The 24,401-nt window shown below is 46.6% G+C and carries 24 protein-coding genes; 6 read left to right on the forward strand and 18 right to left on the reverse strand.

Going from position 1 to position 24,401, the window contains the following annotated elements; genetic code table 11:
* Positions 1-9 precede the first annotated feature (9 nt).
* The gene (gene gpmA, locus BS614_RS29525; protein WP_074096492.1) at positions 10-753 is read right to left on the reverse strand and encodes a 2,3-diphosphoglycerate-dependent phosphoglycerate mutase; all 744 of its coding nucleotides are present in this window, start codon (positions 751-753) and stop codon (positions 10-12) included.
* 73 nt (positions 754-826) lie between these two features.
* Positions 827-1,399, reverse strand: coding sequence for a DUF420 domain-containing protein (locus BS614_RS29530; RefSeq protein WP_074096493.1), 573 nt, complete (start codon positions 1,397-1,399; stop codon positions 827-829).
* A 375-nt stretch (positions 1,400-1,774) separates the two neighbouring features.
* Here BS614_RS29530 and BS614_RS29535 point away from each other — a divergent pair, with 375 nt between their 5' ends.
* Complete coding sequence (locus BS614_RS29535; RefSeq protein ID WP_074096494.1) at positions 1,775-2,965, forward strand: cation:proton antiporter; 1,191 nt, start codon at positions 1,775-1,777, stop codon at positions 2,963-2,965.
* A gap of 902 nt (positions 2,966-3,867) precedes the next feature.
* Positions 3,868-4,521 (forward strand): transcriptional regulator, encoded by a 654-nt coding sequence (locus tag BS614_RS29540; protein ID WP_074096495.1) that lies wholly within the window; start codon positions 3,868-3,870, stop codon positions 4,519-4,521.
* A 495-nt stretch (positions 4,522-5,016) separates the two neighbouring features.
* Here BS614_RS29540 and BS614_RS29545 read toward each other — a convergent pair whose 3' ends face one another.
* From BS614_RS29545 to BS614_RS29590, 10 genes are all read right to left on the reverse strand, one after another.
* Entirely contained in the window at positions 5,017-5,502 is a 486-nt protein-coding gene (locus BS614_RS29545; protein ID WP_036606861.1) for a DedA family protein, read from the reverse strand.
* A gap of 13 nt (positions 5,503-5,515) precedes the next feature.
* A complete protein-coding gene (pssA, locus tag BS614_RS29550; protein ID WP_074096496.1) occupies positions 5,516-6,061 on the reverse strand; it encodes a CDP-diacylglycerol--serine O-phosphatidyltransferase in 546 nt (181 codons plus the stop codon).
* Positions 6,062-6,082: 21 nt separating this feature from the next.
* A complete protein-coding gene (locus BS614_RS29555) occupies positions 6,083-7,831 on the reverse strand; it encodes a sensor histidine kinase (protein WP_074096497.1) in 1,749 nt (582 codons plus the stop codon).
* Positions 7,828-8,508 (reverse strand): response regulator transcription factor, encoded by a 681-nt coding sequence (locus BS614_RS29560; RefSeq protein ID WP_074096498.1) that lies wholly within the window; start codon positions 8,506-8,508, stop codon positions 7,828-7,830. Before BS614_RS29560 ends, BS614_RS29555 begins: the two co-directional genes overlap by 4 nt.
* 250 nt (positions 8,509-8,758) lie before the next feature.
* Positions 8,759-9,571, reverse strand: a complete 813-nt coding sequence (gene thiD / locus BS614_RS29565; protein WP_017692191.1) for a bifunctional hydroxymethylpyrimidine kinase/phosphomethylpyrimidine kinase — start codon at positions 9,569-9,571, stop codon at positions 8,759-8,761.
* A gap of 105 nt (positions 9,572-9,676) precedes the next feature.
* Positions 9,677-10,375, reverse strand: coding sequence for an ABC transporter permease (locus BS614_RS29570; protein ID WP_074096499.1), 699 nt, complete (start codon positions 10,373-10,375; stop codon positions 9,677-9,679).
* Positions 10,368-11,291, reverse strand: a complete 924-nt coding sequence (locus BS614_RS29575; protein WP_074096500.1) for an ABC transporter ATP-binding protein — start codon at positions 11,289-11,291, stop codon at positions 10,368-10,370. Before BS614_RS29575 ends, BS614_RS29570 begins: the two co-directional genes overlap by 8 nt.
* A gap of 127 nt (positions 11,292-11,418) precedes the next feature.
* Complete coding sequence (locus BS614_RS29580) at positions 11,419-12,351, reverse strand: sensor histidine kinase (protein ID WP_074096501.1); 933 nt, start codon at positions 12,349-12,351, stop codon at positions 11,419-11,421.
* The gene (locus BS614_RS29585; RefSeq protein ID WP_425320287.1) at positions 12,348-13,013 is read right to left on the reverse strand and encodes a response regulator transcription factor; all 666 of its coding nucleotides are present in this window, start codon (positions 13,011-13,013) and stop codon (positions 12,348-12,350) included. The genes BS614_RS29580 and BS614_RS29585 overlap by 4 nt, the downstream gene beginning before the upstream one ends.
* Positions 13,014-13,217: 204 nt before the next feature.
* Complete coding sequence (locus BS614_RS29590; protein ID WP_074096503.1) at positions 13,218-14,069, reverse strand: DegV family protein; 852 nt, start codon at positions 14,067-14,069, stop codon at positions 13,218-13,220.
* A 305-nt stretch (positions 14,070-14,374) separates the two neighbouring features.
* Between BS614_RS29590 and BS614_RS29595 the strand changes: the two genes are divergently transcribed.
* The 4 genes from BS614_RS29595 to BS614_RS29610 all read left to right on the forward strand — a co-directional run bounded on the left by BS614_RS29595 (position 14,375) and on the right by BS614_RS29610 (position 17,713).
* Positions 14,375-15,151, forward strand: a complete 777-nt coding sequence (locus BS614_RS29595) for an ABC transporter permease (RefSeq protein WP_074096504.1) — start codon at positions 14,375-14,377, stop codon at positions 15,149-15,151.
* Complete coding sequence (locus tag BS614_RS29600; protein ID WP_036668086.1) at positions 15,148-15,948, forward strand: ABC transporter permease; 801 nt, start codon at positions 15,148-15,150, stop codon at positions 15,946-15,948. Before BS614_RS29595 ends, BS614_RS29600 begins: the two co-directional genes overlap by 4 nt.
* A gap of 22 nt (positions 15,949-15,970) precedes the next feature.
* On the forward strand, positions 15,971-16,939 hold the full coding sequence (locus BS614_RS29605; RefSeq protein WP_074097049.1) for an ABC transporter ATP-binding protein: 969 nt from the start codon (positions 15,971-15,973) through the stop codon (positions 16,937-16,939).
* 96 nt (positions 16,940-17,035) lie between these two features.
* Positions 17,036-17,713, forward strand: coding sequence for a succinylglutamate desuccinylase/aspartoacylase family protein (locus tag BS614_RS29610; protein ID WP_074096505.1), 678 nt, complete (start codon positions 17,036-17,038; stop codon positions 17,711-17,713).
* Between the two features lie 128 nt (positions 17,714-17,841).
* Here the strand turns inward: BS614_RS29610 and BS614_RS29615 are convergent, their stop codons facing one another.
* The 6 genes from BS614_RS29615 to BS614_RS29640 all read right to left on the reverse strand — a co-directional run bounded on the left by BS614_RS29615 (position 17,842) and on the right by BS614_RS29640 (position 24,380).
* Complete coding sequence (locus BS614_RS29615; RefSeq protein WP_074096506.1) at positions 17,842-18,897, reverse strand: serine hydrolase domain-containing protein; 1,056 nt, start codon at positions 18,895-18,897, stop codon at positions 17,842-17,844.
* A 166-nt stretch (positions 18,898-19,063) separates the two neighbouring features.
* Positions 19,064-19,465 (reverse strand): MerR family transcriptional regulator, encoded by a 402-nt coding sequence (locus BS614_RS29620; RefSeq protein WP_074096507.1) that lies wholly within the window; start codon positions 19,463-19,465, stop codon positions 19,064-19,066.
* A gap of 26 nt (positions 19,466-19,491) precedes the next feature.
* Entirely contained in the window at positions 19,492-20,979 is a 1,488-nt protein-coding gene (locus BS614_RS29625) for an alpha/beta hydrolase family protein (RefSeq protein WP_074096508.1), read from the reverse strand.
* A gap of 84 nt (positions 20,980-21,063) precedes the next feature.
* Entirely contained in the window at positions 21,064-22,626 is a 1,563-nt protein-coding gene (locus BS614_RS29630) for a glycoside hydrolase family 32 protein (protein WP_084174834.1), read from the reverse strand.
* Between the two features lie 42 nt (positions 22,627-22,668).
* Positions 22,669-23,496, reverse strand: a complete 828-nt coding sequence (locus BS614_RS29635; protein WP_026081462.1) for a carbohydrate ABC transporter permease — start codon at positions 23,494-23,496, stop codon at positions 22,669-22,671.
* Positions 23,496-24,380 (reverse strand): carbohydrate ABC transporter permease, encoded by an 885-nt coding sequence (locus tag BS614_RS29640; RefSeq protein WP_074096509.1) that lies wholly within the window; start codon positions 24,378-24,380, stop codon positions 23,496-23,498. The genes BS614_RS29635 and BS614_RS29640 overlap by 1 nt, the downstream gene beginning before the upstream one ends.
* Positions 24,381-24,401 lie beyond the last annotated feature (21 nt).

A 24,401-nucleotide genomic window follows, 5' to 3' on the forward strand; every position in this document is an offset into this window, starting at 1 on the left:
CATGTCCAATTAATCAGATGGCGTTGCCACATGGGTCATTTCTTCATGTTTGTAGGTCGAACCATCGGCGGTCAGATAAAAGTGTCCGATGGGATGCAGATCTTCATCCAATTCGTAGACAAGCGGAATACCTGTCGGGATATTGAGCGCCATCACGTCTGCTTCGGACAATTGGTCCAGATGCATGACGAGTGAACGGAGCGTGTTCCCATGCGCAGAGATCAGCACTCTTTTGCCAGCCGACACCATCGGTTTAATCTCCGCATTCCAGTACTCCAGTACACGCTTCGAGGTATCCATCAGGTTCTCCGTAAAAGGGATGGTGCATCCGAGCCGCTTGTACTTGTCCAGATCCTGCACATATCGGTCATCGGTTTGGTCCAGTGCCGGGGGAGATACGTTCACGGATCGTCTCCATTCCTTTACTTGGTCTTCCCCATACTTCAGAGCAGTCTGCTGTTTGTTCAGTCCTTGCAGCGCACCATAATGGCGTTCATTCAGCTTCCAAGTCTTCGTAATGGGAATCCACATGAGGTCCATTTCATCCAGCGCAATATCGAGTGTGCGGATAGAACGTTTCAGCACGGATGCATAGGCGTAATCAAAATCAAATCCCTGTTCCTTCATGATCTTCCCTGCTTTACGTGCTTCTGCGTAACCATCCGTCGTCAGATCCACATCTGTCCATCCGGTAAAACGATTCTCTACATTCCACATGCTCTGTCCATGGCGAATCAAAACAACTCTGTACATAAAAGTGAACCCTCCTTCCATGGAAACATTACCCTCAAGTCAAACTAATTAGCACAGTGAAACGTTCATCACATTAATAATATGGCGCCATCATCAGGTATACCACAACACCTGTAGAACTGACGTACAGCCAGATTGGCATCGTCCAACGTGCAATTTTGCGGTGTTTCTTCAATTGATTCGTCCAACCCCACACAAGTGTGAACAACGCCAATGGAACAATCAGGGCTGCCAGTATACTATGGGTAATCAGAATGAAGAAGTAAATCGAACGAATGATGCCCTCGCCGCCGTATTTGGACGTCTCTGGTGAGAGGTAATGAAACGTCAGATAGGTCACGAGGAATAACAGTGTTGTTGAGAATGCAGCAAGAATAAATCGTTTGTGCAGCTTCACATTCCGCTTGATAATCGCAATAAGCGCTGCAAGCAGGAAGATGAAGGTAAAGCTGTTAAACACGGCATTAAACCGCGGCAACACCGTAATATCAAAGGTTACATCACCTTTGTAACCAATTGACGGTGCGAAGAACAATAATAAAATAATGACATTAGCGAGAATGGAAATCGTGATAATGATGCCTGCGAAATTTTTATTACTCGTCGGGGACTGAATGTTCGGTTCCCCTTTGTTATTTTTGCCCAATGCAAAATCCTCCTCATATCCTAACTTCTATGTTCTATATCATTATATCTCGCCAATTCCGGGCTGTTAAGTGACAACACTCTGAACAAAAACCGCTGCACTCCCCTATAAAATGCCCCTTTGCGGCCATTTTCACTCAAATCCAATCCGGCTCCCATTTACCGAATCCTTCATTTGTGGTATAATTAACGCAATTAATCACATACGCGTTGAAACTGGAGGAGCCTGTCACCAAGGGCCCCTCTTTGTCTTTTTCAGGCACAGAACGGCACTCTCCTAATGCCGTTCTGTGCCTTTTTGTCTGATTGAAGCGGAGGATGGATCGCCCTTGGGTTGGTTAACCTATAGACGCTACTACTGGAGGGAAGAACACCTATGGAATTTATTTTGGTTCTTGCACTTATTTTAATCTTTACCAAACTCGCTGGTGATCTATCCGTGAGACTGGGTCAACCTTCGGTATTGGGGAAATTGATTGTCGGTGTCATCCTAGGACCTGCGCTGCTCGGTTGGGTTCAGCAAAGTGATTTCGTACATTATATGGCTGAGATCGGGGTATTGCTGTTAATGTTCATAGCCGGACTGGAAACGGATCTGGAGCAGTTAAAGAAAAACTGGAAGGCGGCCTTTGCTGTGGCCGTCGGTGGTGTTATTTTACCTTTTGTCGGGGGATACGGTTCGGCCATAGCATTTGGTATGTCGCAGACACACGCGTTGTTCTTTGGACTACTGTTCTGTGCAACGTCAGTGAGCATCTCAGTGCAAACGTTGAAGGATATGAATCAGTTGAGTTCACGGGAGGGTACCACCATTCTGGGTGCAGCCGTTGTGGATGATGTGCTCGTCGTGGTTCTGCTCGCCGTCATGATGAGCTTGCTCGGCACAGGTGCAGGGGATGTCTCTATTGGATTGTTGATTGGTAAGAAACTTCTGTTCTTTGTCATCATCTTTGCAGCAGGCTGGTGGCTTGTGCCACGGGTCATGAAATGGATGGCCCCATTGCGGGTCACGGAAACCGTGATTACGACAGGACTCATTATCTGTTTCCTCTTTTCATACTTTGCAGAGTGGATGGGTGTTGCTGGAATCATTGGTGCATTTGCCGCTGGTATCGCCATCTCCCAAACCAAATTCAAACATGAGGTTGAAACTAAAATCGAGCCGATTGCTTACGGAATTTTTGTCCCGGTATTCTTTGTTAGTATCGGCTTAAATGTCACCTTTGATGGTGTGGGTTCACAGATTTGGTTTATTATCGTCATCAGTCTCATCGCCATTGTTACCAAACTTATCGGTGGTGGAGCTGGTGCCCGGCTGACCGGGTTTGACCGTTCCTCTTCTATTGCTATTGGAGCAGGCATGATCTCTAGAGGGGAAGTTGCTCTAATTATTGCTTCGACCGGACTTGCTTCGGGCTTGCTTGATTCGGAGTACTTTACCAGCGTCGTGATCATGGTTATTGTGACTACACTGGTTACTCCGCCACTCCTCAAAATCACCTTTGCACGTAAAAAAGGGGAAAAGCAAGTCGAAAGAGGAATTGAAGAATCTCATTTGAGTGGGTAAGGGTATGTCTCCGTTCAAAACTTAACCATAAAGATTCCAGTGTGGCACTCTGAACCCTAGACCTCAGTTGTGTCCCTGGAATTACTAAAAGTGTCTTGTAACTCAAGTAAACTATGTCCTGATGATATGCTGCACTTTTCGCATTTGGCACACCCAAGGTACCCAGTCGTCACACATACTAACACGGTCTTAAAGCATCAACCGGCGTAAAATTCCTAAATGTAGGCCGGCTGGACCTTAAGAGTGACTTTACAATTTTTCTAAGGAACCCAGGACGTCTTATTTGGTCCTCTGGCTCTCTTTTTCAATTGTAAGAAACATCAGACACCTTATTTTCCCAAATTTCCATAACAAAACGCCGAAGATGGCTGTATATTCTGATATAGCGTTTCTAAGGTTCCTTACATTTCTGCGAGTGCTCAAATCCCTGAATAAGACGTCTCAGATTCTTTAACTCTTATTGCTGCTCTACGATTCTTTCCAAGCATGAACGAGGGACGACGCATACCCGCGGTACGAAGAACGTGATTTAAATGTAAACCCTTGAAAGGGAGAATAATCTACTTTTACAGCGTCTATATTGCTTACTCGCACATTAAGGACGCGTTCTCACACATTCAAAGTGTAGCACCTACTAGCTCGGAATACGTCCAGTCTCGTTCTGGCATTCAGACCTTGGCTTGAGATATCCTCTATTGGAAAAGGTATTGAAATCATTCCATATTTAAAGCTATACTTGATCTAGAAATGTAACATATCGGTCGTGAAGCACACGCCGCTTTGATCCATTCTCCCCTTCAACGCGAAGGTTGGAAATGGTCAGAGCGGCTTTTTGTATTTTGACATGACGACCTGAAGCCCGTTCACGTTCGTTTATTTTATTTTTAGAGGAGATGAAGACGATGAGCATTGATTTTGATGAGGCTTACGAAGTTTGGATGCACTCCCTTCTGGAGAAGGAAACGAACCCCAGAGTGCTGTCCAGACTAGAAAATGGACTTGAACATGGCACATTGGAATTTTTGCGTTCAGTCTGGTTTCCGGTGATGAAAAACTTTAATCATTTGCAACCGGAATGGGAGGTACGGGACTTTCATAACGGCTATCGGTATCTGGATCTTGCATATATGCCAGGTAACGGTGTTAAGGGAGGTATTGAAATCCAAGGATACGGGCCACATGCCCGTGATCTGGATGTAAGGCGCTTTAAAGATTTATGCTGGCGGCATTGTCTGCTAACGCTTGATGATTGGATTTTTCTGCCGATCGCTTATCTCTCCATTAAAGACGAACCGAAACGGTGCCAACAGCTTGTGCTCTCTTTTATGGGAAAATTCATTGCTACGGACGTACAGACATCCTTAAATTGGATTGAAGCCGAGACTGTACGTTATGCTAGACGCATCATTCGTCCATTTGCTCCCTCGGAACTAGCAACGCACCTGCGAATCACGGATCAGCATGCTCGAAGAGTTCTTCACAGCCTGATTGATCAACAAGTATTACATGTCGCTAGTGGCGCTCAACGATATCGAACCTATATCTTACGAACATGAGACACTCTATTTCGCCGATATGGTATATATCCATTTTTTAACGAACTCAGGACACCCTATTGTGATGATATGGAGTAAATCAGGGCACTTTTTCGGGCCTTTTCGTGAAATAAGTTTGCTGAGATTCGTTAGAATTCCAACATGCCTCTTATCTCGATAATAAGCTCACCTGAGTTCGTTAGAATTTTAGAAATGACTCCGAAACTTTTGGAGTTACTACTATTAAACCTAATTGCGAACCACTTTAGCTACTGGAGTGTCAGATACTTGCGTCAATAACGAGTTACATGGAGATTTAAACGGAGGAATAGCTCTGAGCTTGAATTTACTTGAATTAACTTGCGGGCTAGCCTACAGCTCCAAGGGTAAGTTACTTGTAGTCGATTAAATTACTTAGAATGAGGTCTCCGACCATATATAGAAAAACAAAAAAAGACCACCTTACACTCAAGAGGTCTTCCATCCTTGCCTGTTGTTACAACAGGCTGTCCCATTTTAAGTTAACACGCCAACATAAAAACCAATCGAGATAAAGACAACACACCAGACGAATGCACCAATGCCCGATACAACTACGTACCTGCCAATTGCCATCTTGCTAATCCCGGAGAAACAACACATCAGATGACGAATGCCTGGAATGAAGTAACCCAGGATGATGGACCAATACCCATATTTGAGGAACCACGACTCCACCCTGCTGAATCGTTTGGCATTAACGCCGACCCACTTGCCGTATTTTTCAACCAGCGGCCTGCCCGCTTTCTTGCCAATCATGTAGCTCAGCAGCCCTCCGGTAAATGCGCCACCGAAACTGACGGCGATGGATACGGAGTAATTCAATACCGAGATGGAGGCGAGATAACCGACAAAAGTCATCATCACCTCATCCGGAATCGGCATGCCAATAACGCCAAGAGCCAGTAGTCCGTATATTGCGAAATAACCATATTGACCAATAAATTCTTTTGCAAATTCCATACTGACTCGCTCCTTATTTCGGTTCCACAATATCCTTCTCATGTGAGGCTAGCACTTGTTTTAGAGACGGGAATCGGATTTGGCTCACCATGAGACCGGATAATACAATAATGACAAGATAGGCTACACCATGTGTGAAATAAGGACTCCAGAGTGCGAAAAAGGACATCAGACCTCCCGCAAATGTAATCGGCATTCCGACAAAACCACTGCTTGGTGTCTTCTGACAGTTATAACGGGCCAGACGCAAAGCACCGCAAATCGGAAACAATGCAGTCAGTGCCATCCCCAGCACACTCACTTCAAGCATGGAATTCAGGTACAGAATCAGCACGGGCGCTGTTCCGAATGAAACTACATCCGCCAGCGAGTCCAGGGACTTGCCGAACTCACCCTCACAGTGCAATTTACGAGCCGCATACCCGTCAAACAGATCAAAGAACATCGCTACCCATATCATCATCACAGCCAGGGCAAATTCACCATGAATAGCCATAATGACTGCCAGCATGCCTGAACTCAGATTCCCCAAGGTTAAAATCGATGGTAAAGACTTCATAAGATTTGACTCCCTTTCGTACTAGGCTTTAGGAAAAATAATATAAAAACGGACTCCATCCAGAGTATTCTCCACTCCATAACTGCACCCATGCAGATCAAGAATCTGCTTCGCAATGGCTAGACCAAGCCCGGTCCCCCCCATTTTACGATTACGCGAGCGCTCTACCCGATAGAACCTCTCCCATATATACTGCCGCTCAGCTTCCGCTATCTGCTCGCCCTTGTTCTCAATGGAAATATGGACAAAACCTTCACGCCTGCTAATCTCAATAGTTATATCGGTATGTGGTATCGCATGACGTATAGCATTCATCATGATATTGAAAATAACTTGCTCCAGCTTGCTTCGGTCACCCTCAACCGTCTGTTCTGTTGTGGATACAAGCACCACATCCAATCCTTTGTCCTTCAGTTGTGGACCCAGACGGCCGGCGATATCTTCAATCATGTCAGCCAGTGCAACAGCATCCGTATTCAATTGAACCGCTGAGGATTCCAGTCGCACCAGATCCAGCATCTCTTCAACCATCGTTTCCATTTTGATCGCCTCATCGGCAATGATCTCAATGTAACGCTCCCGTTTGCTCTCACTCACGCCATCCTTCAGCCCTTCAGAATATCCCTTAATAATGCTGATTGGTGTCTTAAGTTCATGTGATGCATCGGCAAAAAACTTGCGCTGTCGCTGTTCAATCTCCTGCTTCATTTCCATATCTGTACGCATCTGCGTGTTGGCCTGCCTCAGCTCTTCCAGTGTCTGACCCAAGGTTCCCGATAAGGCATTAAGGCTGTTAGACAGACTGCCGATTTCATCATTACGCCGGATGGGTGATTTCACCGTGAAATCCAGCGTAGACATTTTCTTGGCGACATGGTTCAAGGCCAAAAGCGGCTTTGTTACAATTCGGGACAGGAGTAACGCCAGCAACAGAATCAATATAAATGCCCCAATGCCGAAATACGCATAGAACAAACGTGTTGCCTCATTCGCTTCCCTCATCTCCTGTAGAGAGGTGAGCGAGAAAATCAGTTGCTGCTCGGGTCCAGAACGATGCACTGGAGCAATGGTGATGACATTGCGAACTCCGCTCCAGCTATCCATCCATTCTTCATTGAGCATTTTGCCATTCGCCAAGGCCAGTTGGTCTTCGGTGGACAACGGGAACCGGCTATCCAGGGCTTGCACCAGCAGTCCCTGCCTCTGACTCCACGTTGCCAGATTGGGAAGAACGACCTCGGTCAATACGCCTGACCATTCCTTTACCGGTTCAATTGATTCCTGAAAGCTTTCTGTTCCCCATGCGGCAGAAGTGGCATCCTGGATTTTGAATGGATAGACCATGGATTCGCTGGCCGGGCCTCGCACCGTAAGTTCTTGCCCATATTTCAGATGGGATGTAATCCAGCCAGCATTCTCACTATTGATAAACAAGGACAAGGACACCTTCACGTGACTTCCATCCTCTTGAAGCAACGTAATGTGAAACGGGTCATTAACCAGTCTTCCTTTATTCGTCAGAATGACCAGGTGTGACTGATTCTGACGCATGAATTTCCCGGTCTCCTTGGCTAGCTGTAAATCACTCCAATGTCCATTGGAATATTGCTGTTCGAACTTTGACAGCTTTTTCTTCATACTGCTGACCTTTTGATGCTGATAGAAGTCGGGGAACCAGACCAACTGGGCAAAAACCGTCGTCCCATATAGAAGAACCAGACATCCTGCCATGACCAGGAAAAGCTTCATCGTTACGCCATTTCTTCTCATGCTTCTGCCTCGAAACGATATCCGGTGCCAATCACTGTCCGGATACACTTCGCTTCATCACCCAATTTGCTACGCAACTTCTTGATGTGAGTATCTACAACACGTGAGTCCCCTTCAAAATCAAATCCCCAGATCCGATTCAATATGGCATCCCGGGACAACACAATGCCTGCATTACGTACCAAATAAAGCATCAGATCATATTCCTTTGGTGCAAGTTCCACTTCAATTCCGTCCTTCTCCAGGCGTCTGGCCCATGGATCAAGGGTTACCTGTCCGAAGCGAATCACACCCTGCTCTCGTCCAAATGCACCTTCAACTCGCTTCATTAATGTCTCTGCACGTGCAACCAGCACACGTGGACTAAACGGCTTGGTGACGTAATCGTCTACGCCCAGCTGAAATCCATGAATTTTATCGTCATCCTCGGACCGTGCAGTCAGCATGATAATAGGTACGGTGGATTGGGATCGAATATGCCCACATAACGTCCATCCATCCATTTCAGGCATCAAAACATCCAGAATAACCAGATCCACCTCATGCAGAGCCAACAGTTCCAGTGCCTGTACTCCATGCTCTGCTTCTATGACGTTCCATTGTTCTTTTATGAAATAATCGGCCACAATCTCACGAATGCGGCTTTCATCTTCCACCAGAAGCACTGTTCTGATCATGGCCGACTCTCCTTTTTAGATTTCTGATGATAACATACCTATTCCATGTGTCGTTCATGTGTCCACACATGTTTTGGAATGCTCCCATGATATATACGACTAATATAAGCCAAAAGTTACTAATTTTTATAAAAATTCGCATAAAAAAGAAGCCATCAACGAGCAAGCTCCTGCTCATTGACAGCTACTTGAATGAAATCGAAGTGTGTTATCCAGAATTGATGCGCTACTGCGCGCTCCCTGGCAACACTTAACGTTGTTGCTCCAGACGGTGTGCCACATGCAGTGTCGGGCCAACAAAACGGTTCAGCGGGAATCCGCCGGCAATCGCTTTGGTCACGAAGGCTTTACCTTCACGAACAGCCTCTTTCACTGAAAGACCACGAGCCAATCCTGCGGTAATCGCCGCAGACGTCGTGCAGCCTGCACCATGCGTATATCCGGAGCCGACAACATCGGCTTCAAACCATTCGTAGTTGGTTCCATCATAGAGTAGATCCATTGCTTTACCCGGGCTAATGACACCTCTGTCCTTGATCAGGACATGTTTCGAGCCATGGGCATGAATTGCTGCTGCCGCTGCTTCCATCTGTTCCTTGGAACGAATCGGTCCACTCTTCGCCAGTTGGGATGCTTCGAACAGATTAGGTGTAACCAGATCGGCACCTGGCAACAGGAATTCGATCATCGCTTCCGTATTTTCCGGTTGCAGAACTTCGTCTGTACCTTTGCAGACCATTACCGGATCGATAACGATCTGTGGCAGACCGCTGCGGCGAATATGTTTTGCTACCAATTCAATAATATCTACAGAACCGAGCATACCTGTCTTCATTGCATCAAAACCGATGCCGTCCAGAACAGTGCGAAGCTGCGCTTCAACTACATTTAATTCAACAGGAAAGACCTGGTGATCCCATGTTTCGGGCTCCATTGCAACAACCGTAGTCAGTACGGTCATGCCATACACACCCAGCTCCTGAAAAGTTTTCAAATCAGCTTGAATACCTGCACCGCCGCTCGTGTCCGAACCAGCTATTGTTAATGTTTTTGGAATCGTCATGGTAGTTGCATTCTCCTTCGTGTCTCAGTTGACATTATCCTATCCCTTGTACGAGCGGATGTCAATGGCATCTGAAGCCATACAGAGCATGGTTTTCCGAATGATTCAGTTCACATCTTTTATCTCCAGACGAACCATGGACATCGAAGCAATCCATATCCCTATTGCTCCAAGGGTCAGAGGGATAATAATAAGCGAATGAATGGAAACTTCCGACCCGTTGAATCCGGAGCAGACAATCAAAACCAGCAAAATGGACGAGACCATTGTAGTTGTGACAGAATGCTTACGCATACCGAAGAATAGGGGAATGAGTACCATACACGCAGCCGATAAAGAACTCATACTGTACTTCACCAGAAGTCCCCATATATCCTGATTCGTCAATGATCCGGGAATGAAGGAGTAGAATTGATTAACAATCAACAGCAGTGAACCCATCAACAGATCGGTAACCATAATCATCACAAATGTAAAACCAAACACAATAATCAATTTGGCAGCAATGATTTTATGACGCTGGATGGGATAGGTGAACATGACGTTCATCGTTTTATTTCTATACTCACTGATCACCAGCTTGGATAATAAAGCTCCTGCAAATATGATAAAGGTCGCTCTCACAAACGTATCGATAATCATAAAGGCGGTCTGGTAATCGGCATAGGCATAATCTTTTGCTCCCACATCCACGAATCCAATCATGATCAGGAAAAGAAGAACGGCTATATTGGCAATACCTGCACCTGCAAAATTACGTGCAAAACGGTGCTTCCGCATCTCAAGTCTGATTAGTTTAAGCAACGTCTTCATCCCCTTTCACAAGCTTCATGAAGTGTTCTTCCAGGGAATGAGCCCGTTTGGATATCGATTCGATCTCAATACCGTGTTGGATCAGCTTGGTGTTCAGTTCCGATGGAATGATTCCCGGATCATAGATGCGTAACGTTTGGTCATCAACCAGTTTATAATTACTCAAACCAAGCTGGTGTTCAATGACATAGGTCGCTTTGCGGATATCCACCGCTTGTAACTCGATGTACTCATTTTGACTTCCACGAATACTTTCCATTGATACTTCTTCCACCAAACGACCACCGCGAATGACACCAACTGTGTCCGCAATCTGCTCTATCTCGCCAAGAATGTGACTGGAGACCAACAGGGTAATGCGATACTCATTGCTAAGGCGCTTGAACAAATCTCGCATTTCTCGGATCCCTACTGGGTCCAATCCGTTGATCGGTTCATCCAGAATGAGCAGTTCAGGTGTGGTTATAAGTGCACGAGCCAGTCCCAGCCTCTGCTTCATGCCCAAGGAGAAGTCTTTGACCGGTTTCTTGCCCGTATCCTTCAGCCCTACCGTTTCCATCGTATTGTCGATGATCTTTTTGTTGTGAAACCCCATGTATTCACAGTGAAGTTCCAGATTCTCGCGAGCAGACAGTCTATCGTAGAAAAAAGGATATTCAATAATGCTGCCCATTCGCTTCAGCACTTCATAAGAGGTCGGCGTAAGCTTCTCCCCAAACAGTTCTATCTCCCCTGTGGTTGGTTTGACGAGATTGGTGAGCATCTTCATGATGGTTGTTTTACCAGCACCATTCGGACCGAGGAATCCATAGATCTCACCTTGCTTAATATTCATATTGACGTTGGATACAGCCTCCACCCCTTCATATACTTTGGTCACATCTATTGTTCGTGCGATATAATTCATCGTCCTTGTTCTCCTTTACATCCCCTGTCCGGGTTCCTATATCTATATTGTAAAGAGAAAAGTCTTCTTTTTTATTAATCAAATCTTACAAAAACCTTAAGTCTGACCGGACACGCCAACGCAGGGTCTACCAAGCCTTTAAGGTAACCGAGAATACAGTCCGTTGATGTGGCACACTATGCAAGTGAATACTTCCACCCATCCGCTCAACTAGCCGTTTCGTAATGGTCAGACCCAGGCCGCTGCCTTGATAGAGTCGATTGCGGGAATCCTCCAGTGTATACATGCGTTCGAACACACGACTATGCTCGCTCTCAGGAATCCCTTTTCCCTGGTCCCAGATCTGTAACGTCACAGGTCCACCTATCGAATGATCAAGTGAAAGTCCCAGTACCTTACCCTCTGCTCCATATTTCATTCCATTGGTAATGAGATTATCCAGCACACGGTCCAATGATTCTTCATTCGCTTGCACGAAGAGATCACCATCAGGTATCTCCAGCTCCACGTGCAACCCCAGATTCGTCAACATTTCATAAAAGGAAAGCATCTTCAACCGGCATAATTCGCTTATATTCACTCGACTAAGCACTAGCTCCGTGTCTCCAGATTCCAGCTTCGCCAGATCAAAAAAGGAATGGATCAAACTCAGCACTTCCTGCGCCTTATCTTGTATTTTCTCCGTCATCATCTTCCGTTCCTGATCGGTCAGTGATGGACTGTGCAGCAAGGTCTCACTATATCCCAGCACAACGGTGAGTGGCGTTTTCAGATCATGTGAAATGTTGGAGAGCATATTACGCATCTCCTTCTCCTGGTTAGCATAACCGGCCTTAGCACGGTGCGCATGATCCAGCAGCTGGTTCATGTCTTTCAAAAGCTGACTGACTTGGTCATCACTATTGAATACAAGTAAACGCTCAAAGGTGCCTTGATCCAGAATAGCGGATATTTTCTGATGAATATAAGACAGGTGTTGGGTGCGTTTCCGCAAGCTCATCCACAATCCAATGACGGCAATGGCCAAAATAGCTGTTGTACTGGCAAAAATCAGTGTCATCCCTGCTCCGCCTCCAGCTTATACCCGATGCCCCAGAGTGTCTTGATATACTGGGGAGCCGAAGGGACTGCCTCCAGTTTCTCACGCAGACGACGCATATGTACGTTAATGATATTTTCGTCTCCATAATAATGATCGTTCCAGAAGGAAGCGTAGATCTGAGCCTTGGTGAACACTTTGCCAGGATGGGTAACCAACAGCTTCAGAATGCCAAATTCCTTGGACGTCAGCTTGACGGGTCTACCTTCACGTTCCACCTCGTACGTCTCCATGTCAACTACAAGTCCTCCAATGTGAATACGTTGATCTTTAGCCACTTCAGCCACAGGCGGAGTGATATAATTGGCGCGGCGAATCGCAGCTTTGATGCGGGCAGTCAGTTCAATTAACGAGAAAGGTTTGCTCAAGTAATCATCTGCACCGAAGCCCAGTCCTAATGCTTTGTCCACCTCCCCATCCTTCGCAGACAGAATGAGCACAGGTACCAGACTGACTGCCCGAATGGTTTGCAGCACATCCATCCCACTTTTGCGGGGCAGCATCAGATCCAGAATAACCAGATCATACCCGGGTTGTGACTGGCTAAACTGACGTTCTGCCTCTAAGCCGTCATATGCATAAGTGACGTCGTAGCCCTCTTTTTCCAAGTACGGCCCGACCATCTCACTAATTGAACGATCATCTTCAACAAGCAACAAGCGGTGACTTAACACATGCTTCCCTCCAACATGAACAGTTTTCTTTATTACCTCACAGTTTGTTTGAATTGGCAATGACATACGAAAAAACCTGACAGGAGCAACACTTTGACATCAAGTGTGTTTCCTGCCAGGTCTATGAGAGTTTATAGATGAGTGCTTATACGTCTAGTCTCTATATCCGTTCTCGCTGTGGATCCAGCACAGTCCAATGGTTCCTGCACCTGCATGAATACTCACCACAGGGATAAACGGCATGATTTCAGTCTTTAATCTAGGCAGCAGAGCTGCAATCTGTTTTTTGATTGTAACGGCTTCTTCCTGATTGTTCGCATGCATAATGCACACATGTTTTACTTTCTCCATATCCAGCTTGAGCATATCCAGCATGCGATCTTTCGTCCGCTTGAACGTGCGAATCTTCTCATTCACAACCACTTTGCCCTCTTCAAATCGGAGCAGCAGATGGATCTTGAGCAGTTGACTGATGATCAGCTGTGTGCCCGACACCCGTCCACTGCCATGAAGATGCTGAAGACTGGCCGGTATGAGGTAAAAGGACATGTTATCAATCATCTGTTCAATGTTTACTTTGATCTCGGCAGCTGAACATCCCTGCTTCTGCCATTCCAGTCCTTGCATAATCATCTCACGGTGAGGATAGGCACCTGCCTTCGAATCAATTGCGGTCACCGTCACTCCTGCAATCTCTGCAGCCTGCATGGACGTATGCAGCGTTCCGCTAAGCTCTGTAGAGCAATGAATCGTAATAATCTCATCGTACTTGTCTTTGAGCGACTCATACAGTTCAATGAATTCGCCAATGGGTGGCTGCGAACTGCTCGCACGTGAAGCCTCCGCAAGTTTCTCATAGAACATTTCAGATGTAATGTCATCGGTTTCCCGGTAACATTCCTCTCCAAATACGATGCGCAGCGGTACGATATAGATATGATTTTGCTCCGCAAAAACGGGATCCAGTGTACTGGTACTATCGGTGACCCATGCAATTTTCTTCATGACATCCTTCTCTCTTGCCGGATTGTTCGTTCTGTATCCTCAATCGTCAAGCACAAGCCCGGCGGTTTATTTAAAATTTGAATATTTCACATTGTAAACGTTTGCGATACTACCTCTCAATTATAAATGAACGGACAGACCGTTGTCTTGTGGCGCAATCATGAACACCCCTGTTAATACCATTATTAGCTAAAAAAATGTCTTGCCTGTGAAGGAATAAATTGGTATGCTGTTGTCCTTCTCTCTTTTTCGCCTTGACTGAAGTGAACGGAAACGCCGTTCAATCCACTTATCGGAGGTGTCACATGCTTTATTTCACTCTGGCTTCCAAAGCCTACTCCCGGAATCTGCAATACCGCGGGGCACACATGGTACATAACTTGGCAAGCGCCATGTTTGGTTACATGTATGCCTGCCTCTGGATCGGCATCGGGGCCGACCATAATCTCGGAGAATACGGGACACAGGGGATGATCAGTTACATTGCGTTCACGCAATCCTCTCTCTGGATCTCGGGTTTTCTCACGAACGGATTGGGTATTCCCTTATCCGTCAGGACAGGGCAGATCGCACTGGATCTGATGAGGCCTGTTCATCTATTCACCCACCTGATGGCACGCGAATGGGGGCAGATTGCCTACCAGTTCGTGTACAAAAGTATTCCGATCTACCTGCTCTTCTCCATTGTCTTTTCCCTGCATTGGCCCTCAGACGTTTCAACACTATTCTATGCCGCACTTGGTCTTGCCGGCGCCGCATACTTATCCATCTGTATGAACTACATCATTGGTGCCACGTCGATGTGGACCACGGAGTCCTCTTGGCTTCACTGGGGCAATCACGCGATGATGAATCTGCTGGCTGGTTTTTTCATTCCGCTGGAATGGCTACCGAACTGGCTTGAACAACTTGCCTGGATATCACCCTACCCTTTCCTACTCTATGTACCTACCCGAATCTATCTTGGTTTCGAAGATGGCTCCTTGTTATGGGGAACCTTGCTTTGGTGTGTCTTTATGACGTTGATCTGTCTTGCGATCACCCAAGTGTTACGTCGTAAAGTGGAGGTGCAGGGCGGATGAAGCGAACTTCCTGGTTCAATTTATATAAAATGCTCATTCGAACAAGCATCCGCAGCCGGATGCAATACAAGTTCAATTTCATCATGGCGTCCGTACTGGCCGCTTTAATCCAGATCTCCGAGTTTCTGATGGTTGCTCTCGTGCTGCACAAATTCGGTGCAATTAAAGGCTGGTCCCTCCATGAGATCGGTTATCTCTTTGCCATCATGACGTTATCCAAAACACTGTATCGAACGTTCGGCAATGAGGTTCACCATCTGGAAAAATATCTGGTTAATGGTGAGCTTGATCAACTGTTAACTCGTCCCATGCCCGTATTGCTGGCACTGTTGCCGCAAAATTTCCGCATCATGGCTGGAGAAGTCCTGCAAGGCGGGTTCATTCTCTGCTGGTCAGTGGCAGGCATGATGCATAGCGGACAGATTGGCTGGGTAGCCATTCCCTTCTCCCTGCTCATTATCCTGACGGGCGCAGTCATTCTCTTTTCCATCGGACTTGCTACCGCCACACTCGGATTCTGGACCACACGTATTGAAGAATTACAGACGATCACTGAGGATGCCGCGCGAACGGCTGCCCAATATCCGCTAACGTTATATCCCAAATGGATGTCTGGCATTCTGCTAACGGTGATTCCGGTGGGATTCGTCAACTACATTCCGTCACTTTACCTGCTACGGGGTGAAGGAGGAGCGTGGATTCTTGTTGCTGTTGCGGCGGTTGCCGTACTGAGTTTGGCTGCAAGTCTGCGTTTCTGGCAATTCGGCATGACCAAATATCAAAGTACAGGTAGCTAAGGAGGCGTAACGAATCATGAACATGATCACAGCACGGCATCTGCAAAAGGAATTCAAAACTCCTGTTATTCGCGAAGGACGTTTCTCAGGTCTACGTACGTTATTTTCACGTGAATATGTGTCCAAGGAAGCGGTACGCGATATCAGTTTTGATATCGGCCCAGGGGAATTTGTGGGTTACATCGGTCCGAACGGGGCTGGAAAGTCTACCACGATCAAAATGCTGACAGGTATCCTGCACCCAACCTCGGGTGAGGTAAGGCTTGACGGTATGAACCCGCATCAGGACAGGCGCAGGACCGTTGGTCGACTGGGCGTTGTGTTTGGACAGCGCAGTCAGCTCTGGTGGGATCTGCCCGTGAAAGATTCATATGATATTCTAGCCGAGATGTACGGCGTCCGTGCCGAGGATAAAAAGAAACGGCTGTCCCAGTTCGCCGAGCTACTGGACCTTGAATCGTTCTGGGCCACGCCTGTCCGCAAGCTCTCGCTTGGACAGCGCATGCGTGCGGATCTCGCAGCTTCCATGCTGCATGATCCCGAACTGCTTTTTCTCGATGAACCGACGATCGGACTGGATGTAAACGCAAAGCGGAACATTCGTCAATTTCTACGTACATTAAATGAAACGTTTGGCAAAACGATTTTGCTGACCACACATGATATGGACGACATTGAGCAGTTATGCAGCCGGGTCATGGTGATTAACCATGGTCAACTGACATATGACGGCACGATCTCGTCACTTCGGGAAACCATCGGACTACCTACGCTGATTCGGGTAACGTTCCGAGGAGCGTTTCACATCCCGGATGTTGTGTCGTCCGCGATACATATTACAGGAGTGGAAGGGCAAATTGTCACCGTGGAAGTGAACCGGAAGGAATGGAGCACAATGAACATTCTGAAACAGTTGGAGCACTGGGGTGAGATTGAAGATGTTGAGATGAAAGAACCCGATTTTGAAGATATCATTCATCGGGTGTATTAGTCGGCCCATTTTGTGAGGAAATAGGATGAAGACCTGTTCTTACGCCGTTACATGAAAGAGGGACATGGCGTACTGTAATAACGGAGGTGAAGCGTCATGCTTGTGACCAAACATGTCCTTCTAGCATCCACCGTACACGCTACTCCCTACTTCATTGTACGTGGCATGATGCCGGGACCCGTGATGTTCATTACATCCGGGGTTCACGGGAATGAAACGGCGAGTATGGCCGCTGCGCAAAAACTCGCCGATGATATTGCGACAGGTCGTCACGCCATTCAGCGAGGGCTGTTAATTATCGTGCCACGCGTGAACCAGCAAGCCTACGCAAAGAAAATCAGAGGCAAGCCAGATCTGAATCGTACGTTTCCACGCCGTAAGTCAGGCAAGGCCAAGCATCCGCTCGCTGCGGCGGTTTTTCAGTTGGCCCGTGAACATCGGGCCGACTGGTGGCTCGATCTGCATGAAGCCAACGGCCTTTCTCAACTGAGTTCACGAGTGCTTGGACAGACGTTGATCACCAATCCCGGTAGTCGGACGATTCCAGCTTGCAGAAGAGTTATCGAACGGATGAATCGGTCGATTGCCATTCGTGATCGTCATTTTAACCTCAAGCAGCATGAATTGCCGGGATCTGCCCGTACAGCGGCTTCAAGACTATTACAAGCCCGTTCCGTCACAGTGGAGACCTGTTGGAGTCTGAAACGCTCGACCCGTATCAAGTATCAGACGAAGATTGTGCACCATTTTCTGCGTGAAGCGAGTATGTCATGATCAAGACTATTAAGATAGAACGAAAAAAACCTCCAACAGAGAGCGCCGAAGTACATCCTCAGGTGATCTCTATTGGAGGTGTTAAATTTTGTTCCTCATTTCCCATTACTCTAATGACACTTCTGCGTTTATCTCTGCATCATGGCTTCCAGTATTTTATTACCCACGGGATCCAGCGGCATGAGTGGATAAAGGTCTTTTTTAGTTATAAACTTGAATATCGCATCCAGATACTCATCCACAATAGAGGCTGATCCAAAACAATAATTGGACAATAATACAACACCTATACTCTGTTCCTTATTTATAGCCAAATAACTGGAGAAACCAAATGTGCCACCGTTATGCCAGAGTATATTCTGATCCGAGATGTTATCACTAAACCAGGCGTAATGATGGGTTGAATCTCCAATCATCACAGACATATGACTTTGTTGTATTGCAGAGGCTAGCGGATGATCTTCATTCAGATTGGCCTGTACAAATAAACTCATATCGTGAAGAGATGACTTGATCGCCCCTGCGCCTTCATGTACACCCGTATCCCAGTGAGGCATCTTTTTCCCCGTTGACGTATGTCCATCTACAAATCTGCCATTCTGTTCTGCATTCAGCATAGCTGCTGTCTCCGTCATGTTTAATGGACCTGTGATATATTTTTTCAGCAGATCGTCATATGTACTGCCTGATACTTTACATAGGATATAACCTAGTAAGCCCACACCGGTATTGGAGTACTCAAATGAACCCATCTGATCCGTATAGTCAGCATCCGATAAAAAAGCAAGTAAATCATCCTCGGTATAATCTGAATACGGATTCAATCGGTTTTTCGTGGGGTTCAGATTTGTGGCAAGTCTAGGTAATCCAGAGGTATGCGTAGCAAGACTTTTTAAGGTAAGCTTATTCAAATAATCGTTTTTGCCATTGTGTATGTACTTGCCAACCGTGTCATCCGTGGAAAGCTGCTGTTGACGTTCCAATTTTAATAGAAGGATAGATGTAAAAAGTTTGGTTACAGAGCCGATTTCGAACAACCTATGTTCAGGAGCAGCCACGCTCTTCTTTTGGGGATTGCCTAATGAATGATATTCGATATCTCCCTTTGTAATAACGCCAATCTCAAGATGCAGATGTTTCTTTCCTTTGATGTAATCGGATACAAAACCTTGTAAATCCCTCATAGAAAATGTTACTCCTTTTGTAGTGTGAGTTTCATTATTGAAATTATTGAAATCACGTTAAACACCATTATGTATTAGCAAACTACACTATGTATTCGTTTTAAATCTCCGATTCCCTGCTCAGTAGTCCACGCCTGTTTTCTCCTAAACAGGAAAAGAGCCGCGATTACGGCTCTTTCTTCTGCACCCTGAACGATTGAATATAATTGTCTATATCGTCCTCCGGTGTATGCAGCAGTCGTGCCAGATGAATCTGCATCTGTTCCAGATGGTCAATATGTTTCTGAATGTCAGCGATGCGTTCGCGTACAAGGGTTTTTAACGTATCCTTTTCCATGTCTTCCTGGCTGAGTAGTTGCAGGGTCTCTTGTATCTCCTTTAAGGAGTAACCCAGCAACTGGGCATCCTTAATGAACTTCATTTTGACCAGATAATCCTCGGTATACACCCGATATCCGTTGGAGGAACGACGGGGAGCAGGCAGAATTCCACTATCTTCGTAATAACGGAGGGTTGCCATACTTACACCGGTACGCTTTGCCAACATTCCTCTTGTCATGGTTTCCATGCCTACGCCTCCACCTTTCTGCGGACTTATTGCGTTTGTTTGTTGCGTATCTTGGTATACGTGGCATCATAGGTGACCTCGGGAAATTGTGCTGAAGCTCCTTGCAGCAATGACTGCTCTTCCCCTTTCAGATAACGGTCAAAGAATGCCAGCGCATAGGATCTGGTTATATCCACATTATGTTCTGGCGTCATGCCTCTGGCGAATAGTTTCGGTGAAATCAACGATATATCCGTAAAGCTTTGATGGAAGAAATTATCCACCGTCAGATAATAGGTATCATTCAGACTACTTGTCATCACTCGATCCAGATCAGGCTTAAACTCTGGATAGGCTACTTTTTCCGTTTCGGTGGCATCCGGTTCCAGACTTTTGGTGGTTCCACCCGACATGATATACATAAACGGCTGTTTCAGGGCTGTCGTGGATACTTTTCCCCAGAATCCTCCCTCCAGGCTAAGTCCTGCCTGGAATCTTTCATCCTGCGCCAGTGCTTCCGCTGTTGTTGCCCCACCATACGAATGTCCCATGATGCCAACGTGATCCAGATCAAGTTTTCCTTGGAGCAGTTGATTCGGATCATGTGAATTCCACTGGGTAAGCATATCGAGAACAAAGCTTGCATCATCTGCACGTATGCCTATGCCTTCTACATTATATTGATATAATTCCGCTGACGTTGCAAATTCAGGGTCAGCCTGATAGGAAACTGCACGTTCATCGGGAAATGTCACTTGTGCTGACGTATAAGGGTGATCTATCCCCACGACAATGTAACCGTGGCTAACCAGTTCCTCAATCATCGTCATGCTCTGAAAACGGGCTGAACGGATACCCGGCGAGAATAGCAAAACCGGATACTTGCTTTGGACGGCTGACATCTCAGCTCCTTGCACCACATGTGTTGGAATGGTATCCAGATAACTGAACACCTGAGACGGAATGCCAAACACCAGACTAATCGCTTCTCCCAGTTCACTAGGGTAGTGCTCCAGCGGCAGCCCTTGGGCGGTTTTCTGATCCACCGGATACCATACATTAATCATAAGTTCACGTTTGTCTCCGGCCTCAGGTGTTTTAGTCTCTTCACGAGATTCATCCACCAGGTGTTGTGAGAACGTGCCAATGGCATATGTGCCGGTTGGTTCAGGCATCGTAAAAGCAGGTAACAGCCAGGTCAGTATGATTGAACCTGCACTGAAAGCCAGAACCAGAATCGATACCAGCGTCATCTTTATTCTTGAAGGACGGTTGGGTCTCCGCGCACTCTGAACATAACGGCCACCGCGGTATGATTTCATGAGTTGAATGATTAACGTAATGAATAATACAAGTGTGACGATATAGGTTGGTATCATCTGCACGCGAAATGAATTGATCAAGCCATGCAGAAGCACTGCCAGAATCAGAGCTGTGAGTGTCCCCATTGTCATTGCTCGGCGCTTCGGAAACACCAGTATGAGTACCGTAGCAGCTACGGTTACCAATACCAAAATCCATTCTAAAATTCTCATTATTCAGCCTCCAATATTTCTTGATAAAAAAAGAATAAACCTTGAAGTATACTTCAAGGTCAAGGCTGAATTTTAGATAGAATTTTATCGTGGAATTCGTATATCCCATTTGCGAAGTTCGGTCAACGTACACGTTCCAGACGAGAATGCTTTAATACCTGTTGAGTTCGGCCCCGGATATATCCGCCCTGTCATGACCTGCTCTCCCTGCTGAATGAACACCTCAACGGAGCTGACATCCATAAAAATATGAAGTTCCAGTTTCCCGTCAAGCAGTTCCACTGTCGCAGCTCGTTCTCCGCCCGGTCCTTGTCCGGCCTGCTCGCGATTCAAGCATAAACGACGCTGCTCTACATCATAGGAAATCACGGTTTCTTCATCCTCACCCGTGCGCAGCTTCAACCCGAAGTGTCGTGCCTGTTCCGCTTCGAATACAGCATACAGTTCGTAACGGTCTCCACTGATTCCAAGATCAAGATCATGTCCGTCACCACTTAAATGTATACCATACTGCTCGTTGCCTTCCGATCTGTACTGTATAAGTTCGGGAAGCGGCTGGAATATCAAGCGTTCTCCCCTACGAATTAGTTGTCTCGGCAACGTCATCGCTCCAGCCCACGCATGGGACTGTTGTGTCGGGATTTCCGTTTCCCACGTATCCATCCAGGCCACCATGATTCGTCGTCCCTGTGCATCCTCCATCGTCTGAGGTGCGTAAAAGTCGAAGCCACAGTCCAGCGGAACGTACTGCTCGTACTTCAGCACACCCTGATCTTCATCCAGCGTTCCCATCATATAAACGGTCGAATGCAAGTTGCGATAGTTGTCTCCCTGTGCAGGCATGCGCTGCGGAGACATGATCAGCACATCTCGGCCATCCAGTGTGAACAGATCTGGACATTCCCAATTGTCGCCAAGCGTCCCGTCACTCTGGGCCATAATGTTTACATAACTCCAATCCAGCAAGTCTGTTGAGCGGTATAACAGAATGACACCTTTGCCCGCAGCATCATTCGATCCAAGGACGCAATAGTACACACCGTTTCGTTCAAACACTTTTGGATCACGGAAGTCCTTCGGACTGGTATGCTCTGGGATCTGATCCAGCCGAATGACCGGATTCATCGCGCTTTTGACAAAATCAATCCCATTGTCCGAGACAGCGATATTCTGTGTCTGCAAGTAATCGTTATCCTTGTCGGGTCCAGTCACGATATGTCCCGTGTACATCAGCACCAATTTGCCATCCTGCACGATTGCACTTCCGGAGAAACAGCCTCCACTGTCGTAGCTCTGATCGGGCGCCAGTGCAACAGGCAGATAAGACCACGTAACCAAATCACGGCTCACCGCATGGCCCCAGTGCATCGGCCCCCATACCGGTTCGTAGGGATAATGCTGATAGAACATATGATACATCCCACCGAAGTATATGAAGCCGTTGGGATCATTCATCCAGCCCACCTCTGGCATCAAATGATAGGCCATTCGATAGGTTGGATCAACCTGATGTCGATGCGCCTTGATATATGCGTTGGCCCGGGCGAGTGTATAACTCTCCTTTGTTTGAGTCGAAGAACTCGTCAGTCCAAGATCTGTCTCTTGCCTTGTGTCTATATCCTGCTTCTCGTATCGTTCCTGGTTCATATGTCCTTCACTCCTGTCTCTCTCTATATCACCCAACTGAACTTATTTGATTGCCCCTTGCATGACCCCCTGAATAATGTACTTCTGCGCAAACAGATAAACGATCAGGACAGGCAGCAGGGTCAACACCAGACCAGCCATCAATGGACCGTAATCCACGGTATATGTCCCATAAAAATAAAACGTGGACAGCGGCAGCGTACGCTGCTCGGATGAAGTCAGCACCAAGGAAGGCAGTAAAAAATCATTCCATATCCACAATACATTCAGCACGCTAATCGTTACGGTTGTTGGTAGTAACACCGGCAGTACGATACGGAAAAAGGTTTGCACTCTGCCGCAGCCATCCATGAGAGCCGCTTCTTCAAGCTCCAGAGGAATACTTTTGATAAAGCCATGGTAGATAAATACGGCGAGTGGACTGCCAAAGCCAATATACATGTAGATCAGCGACCACTTGTTATCCAGCAGGCTAAGCGAGCCGTATATTTTAACCAGTGGAATCATAATGGCCTGGAACGGAATAATCATTGCAGCTACCATCAGGAAAAAGAGATACTGATTCAGCTTGCTTTTGTGACGAACAAAGTAATGTGCTGTCATCGCCGCAAAAAGAGCAATCAGTAATACACCTGCAATGGTAATGAGCAACGAATTGCTGAAGGCCGATACATATCCCATTTTGTCAAACGCATTGACGTAATTATCGAATTGAAAGGAGCTTGGCAAGCCCAGCGGATCGGAGGTAATTGCCTGGTTAGCCTTGAACGAATTGACGATTAGAAGCACAAACGGAAATACAAACAAAATCATCACAATGATTAATGCAATAAACTTCATCCAGTTGAGAATGCGCGATTGTCCAGCCATCATGCCTCGACCTCCAGTTTTTTGCTGAAATAGACCTGGAGCAATGTAATGGCGGCTACAAGGATAAACAGAACAAAGGCTTCTGCCTGACCCAATCCGTAGTCACGAGCAAGAAAGGCCTGCTCATAAACATGCATGGATACCATCTCTGTGCTCTTGAAGGGCCCGCCACTGGTCAAAGAGACGTTCAGATCATACACCATGAATCCCCGTTGCAGTGACAAAAAGATGCATACAATAAACGAAGGAACCATCAGTGGCAATACAATGCGCGCCAGCATTTTGCGATTACTTGCCCCATCAATGCTGGCTGCTTCCATAACATCCTTCGGCACATTCATCAGTCCTGCAATGTAGATAACCATCATATAGCCGGCATACTGCCAAACGGTCACCACAATGAGTGCCCAGAACGCTTTATCAGGGTCAGCCAGCCAGGAGGTGGAAAACAGCGTGAGATTCATTTTTTGTCCTGCAAAGACGAGTACCTGATTAAAGATAAACTGCCAGATGAAACCAAGCACGATTCCGCCCACCAGATTCGGTAGGAAAAATCCGGCCCGAAACCAGCCCTGTGCCTTCATTCCCCGGGTTACAGCATAAGCAAGCAGGAAAGCAACCGCATTGGTCAGCACAACGGTAATAAATACGTACTCCAGCGTCATCCCGAATGATTTCCAGAACACGGTGTCCTTGAACACACCGATGTAATTATCCCAGCCAACAAAGTTTTGATCGATGGCAATGCCATCCCAGTTCGTAAACGTCAAATAAATACCATACAAAAATGGAATAATCATCACTGTAGCAAACGCAAATAATGTCGGGCCCGTAAAGATCAGACGGGTGAGCAGACGTGTCCATAATCCTTTTTCGGTCAGCATTGTCAACCTCCACTCTATCCA

Source organism: Paenibacillus xylanexedens, from assembly GCF_001908275.1.
In the GTDB taxonomy this organism is placed as follows: domain Bacteria; phylum Bacillota; class Bacilli; order Paenibacillales; family Paenibacillaceae; genus Paenibacillus; species Paenibacillus xylanexedens_A.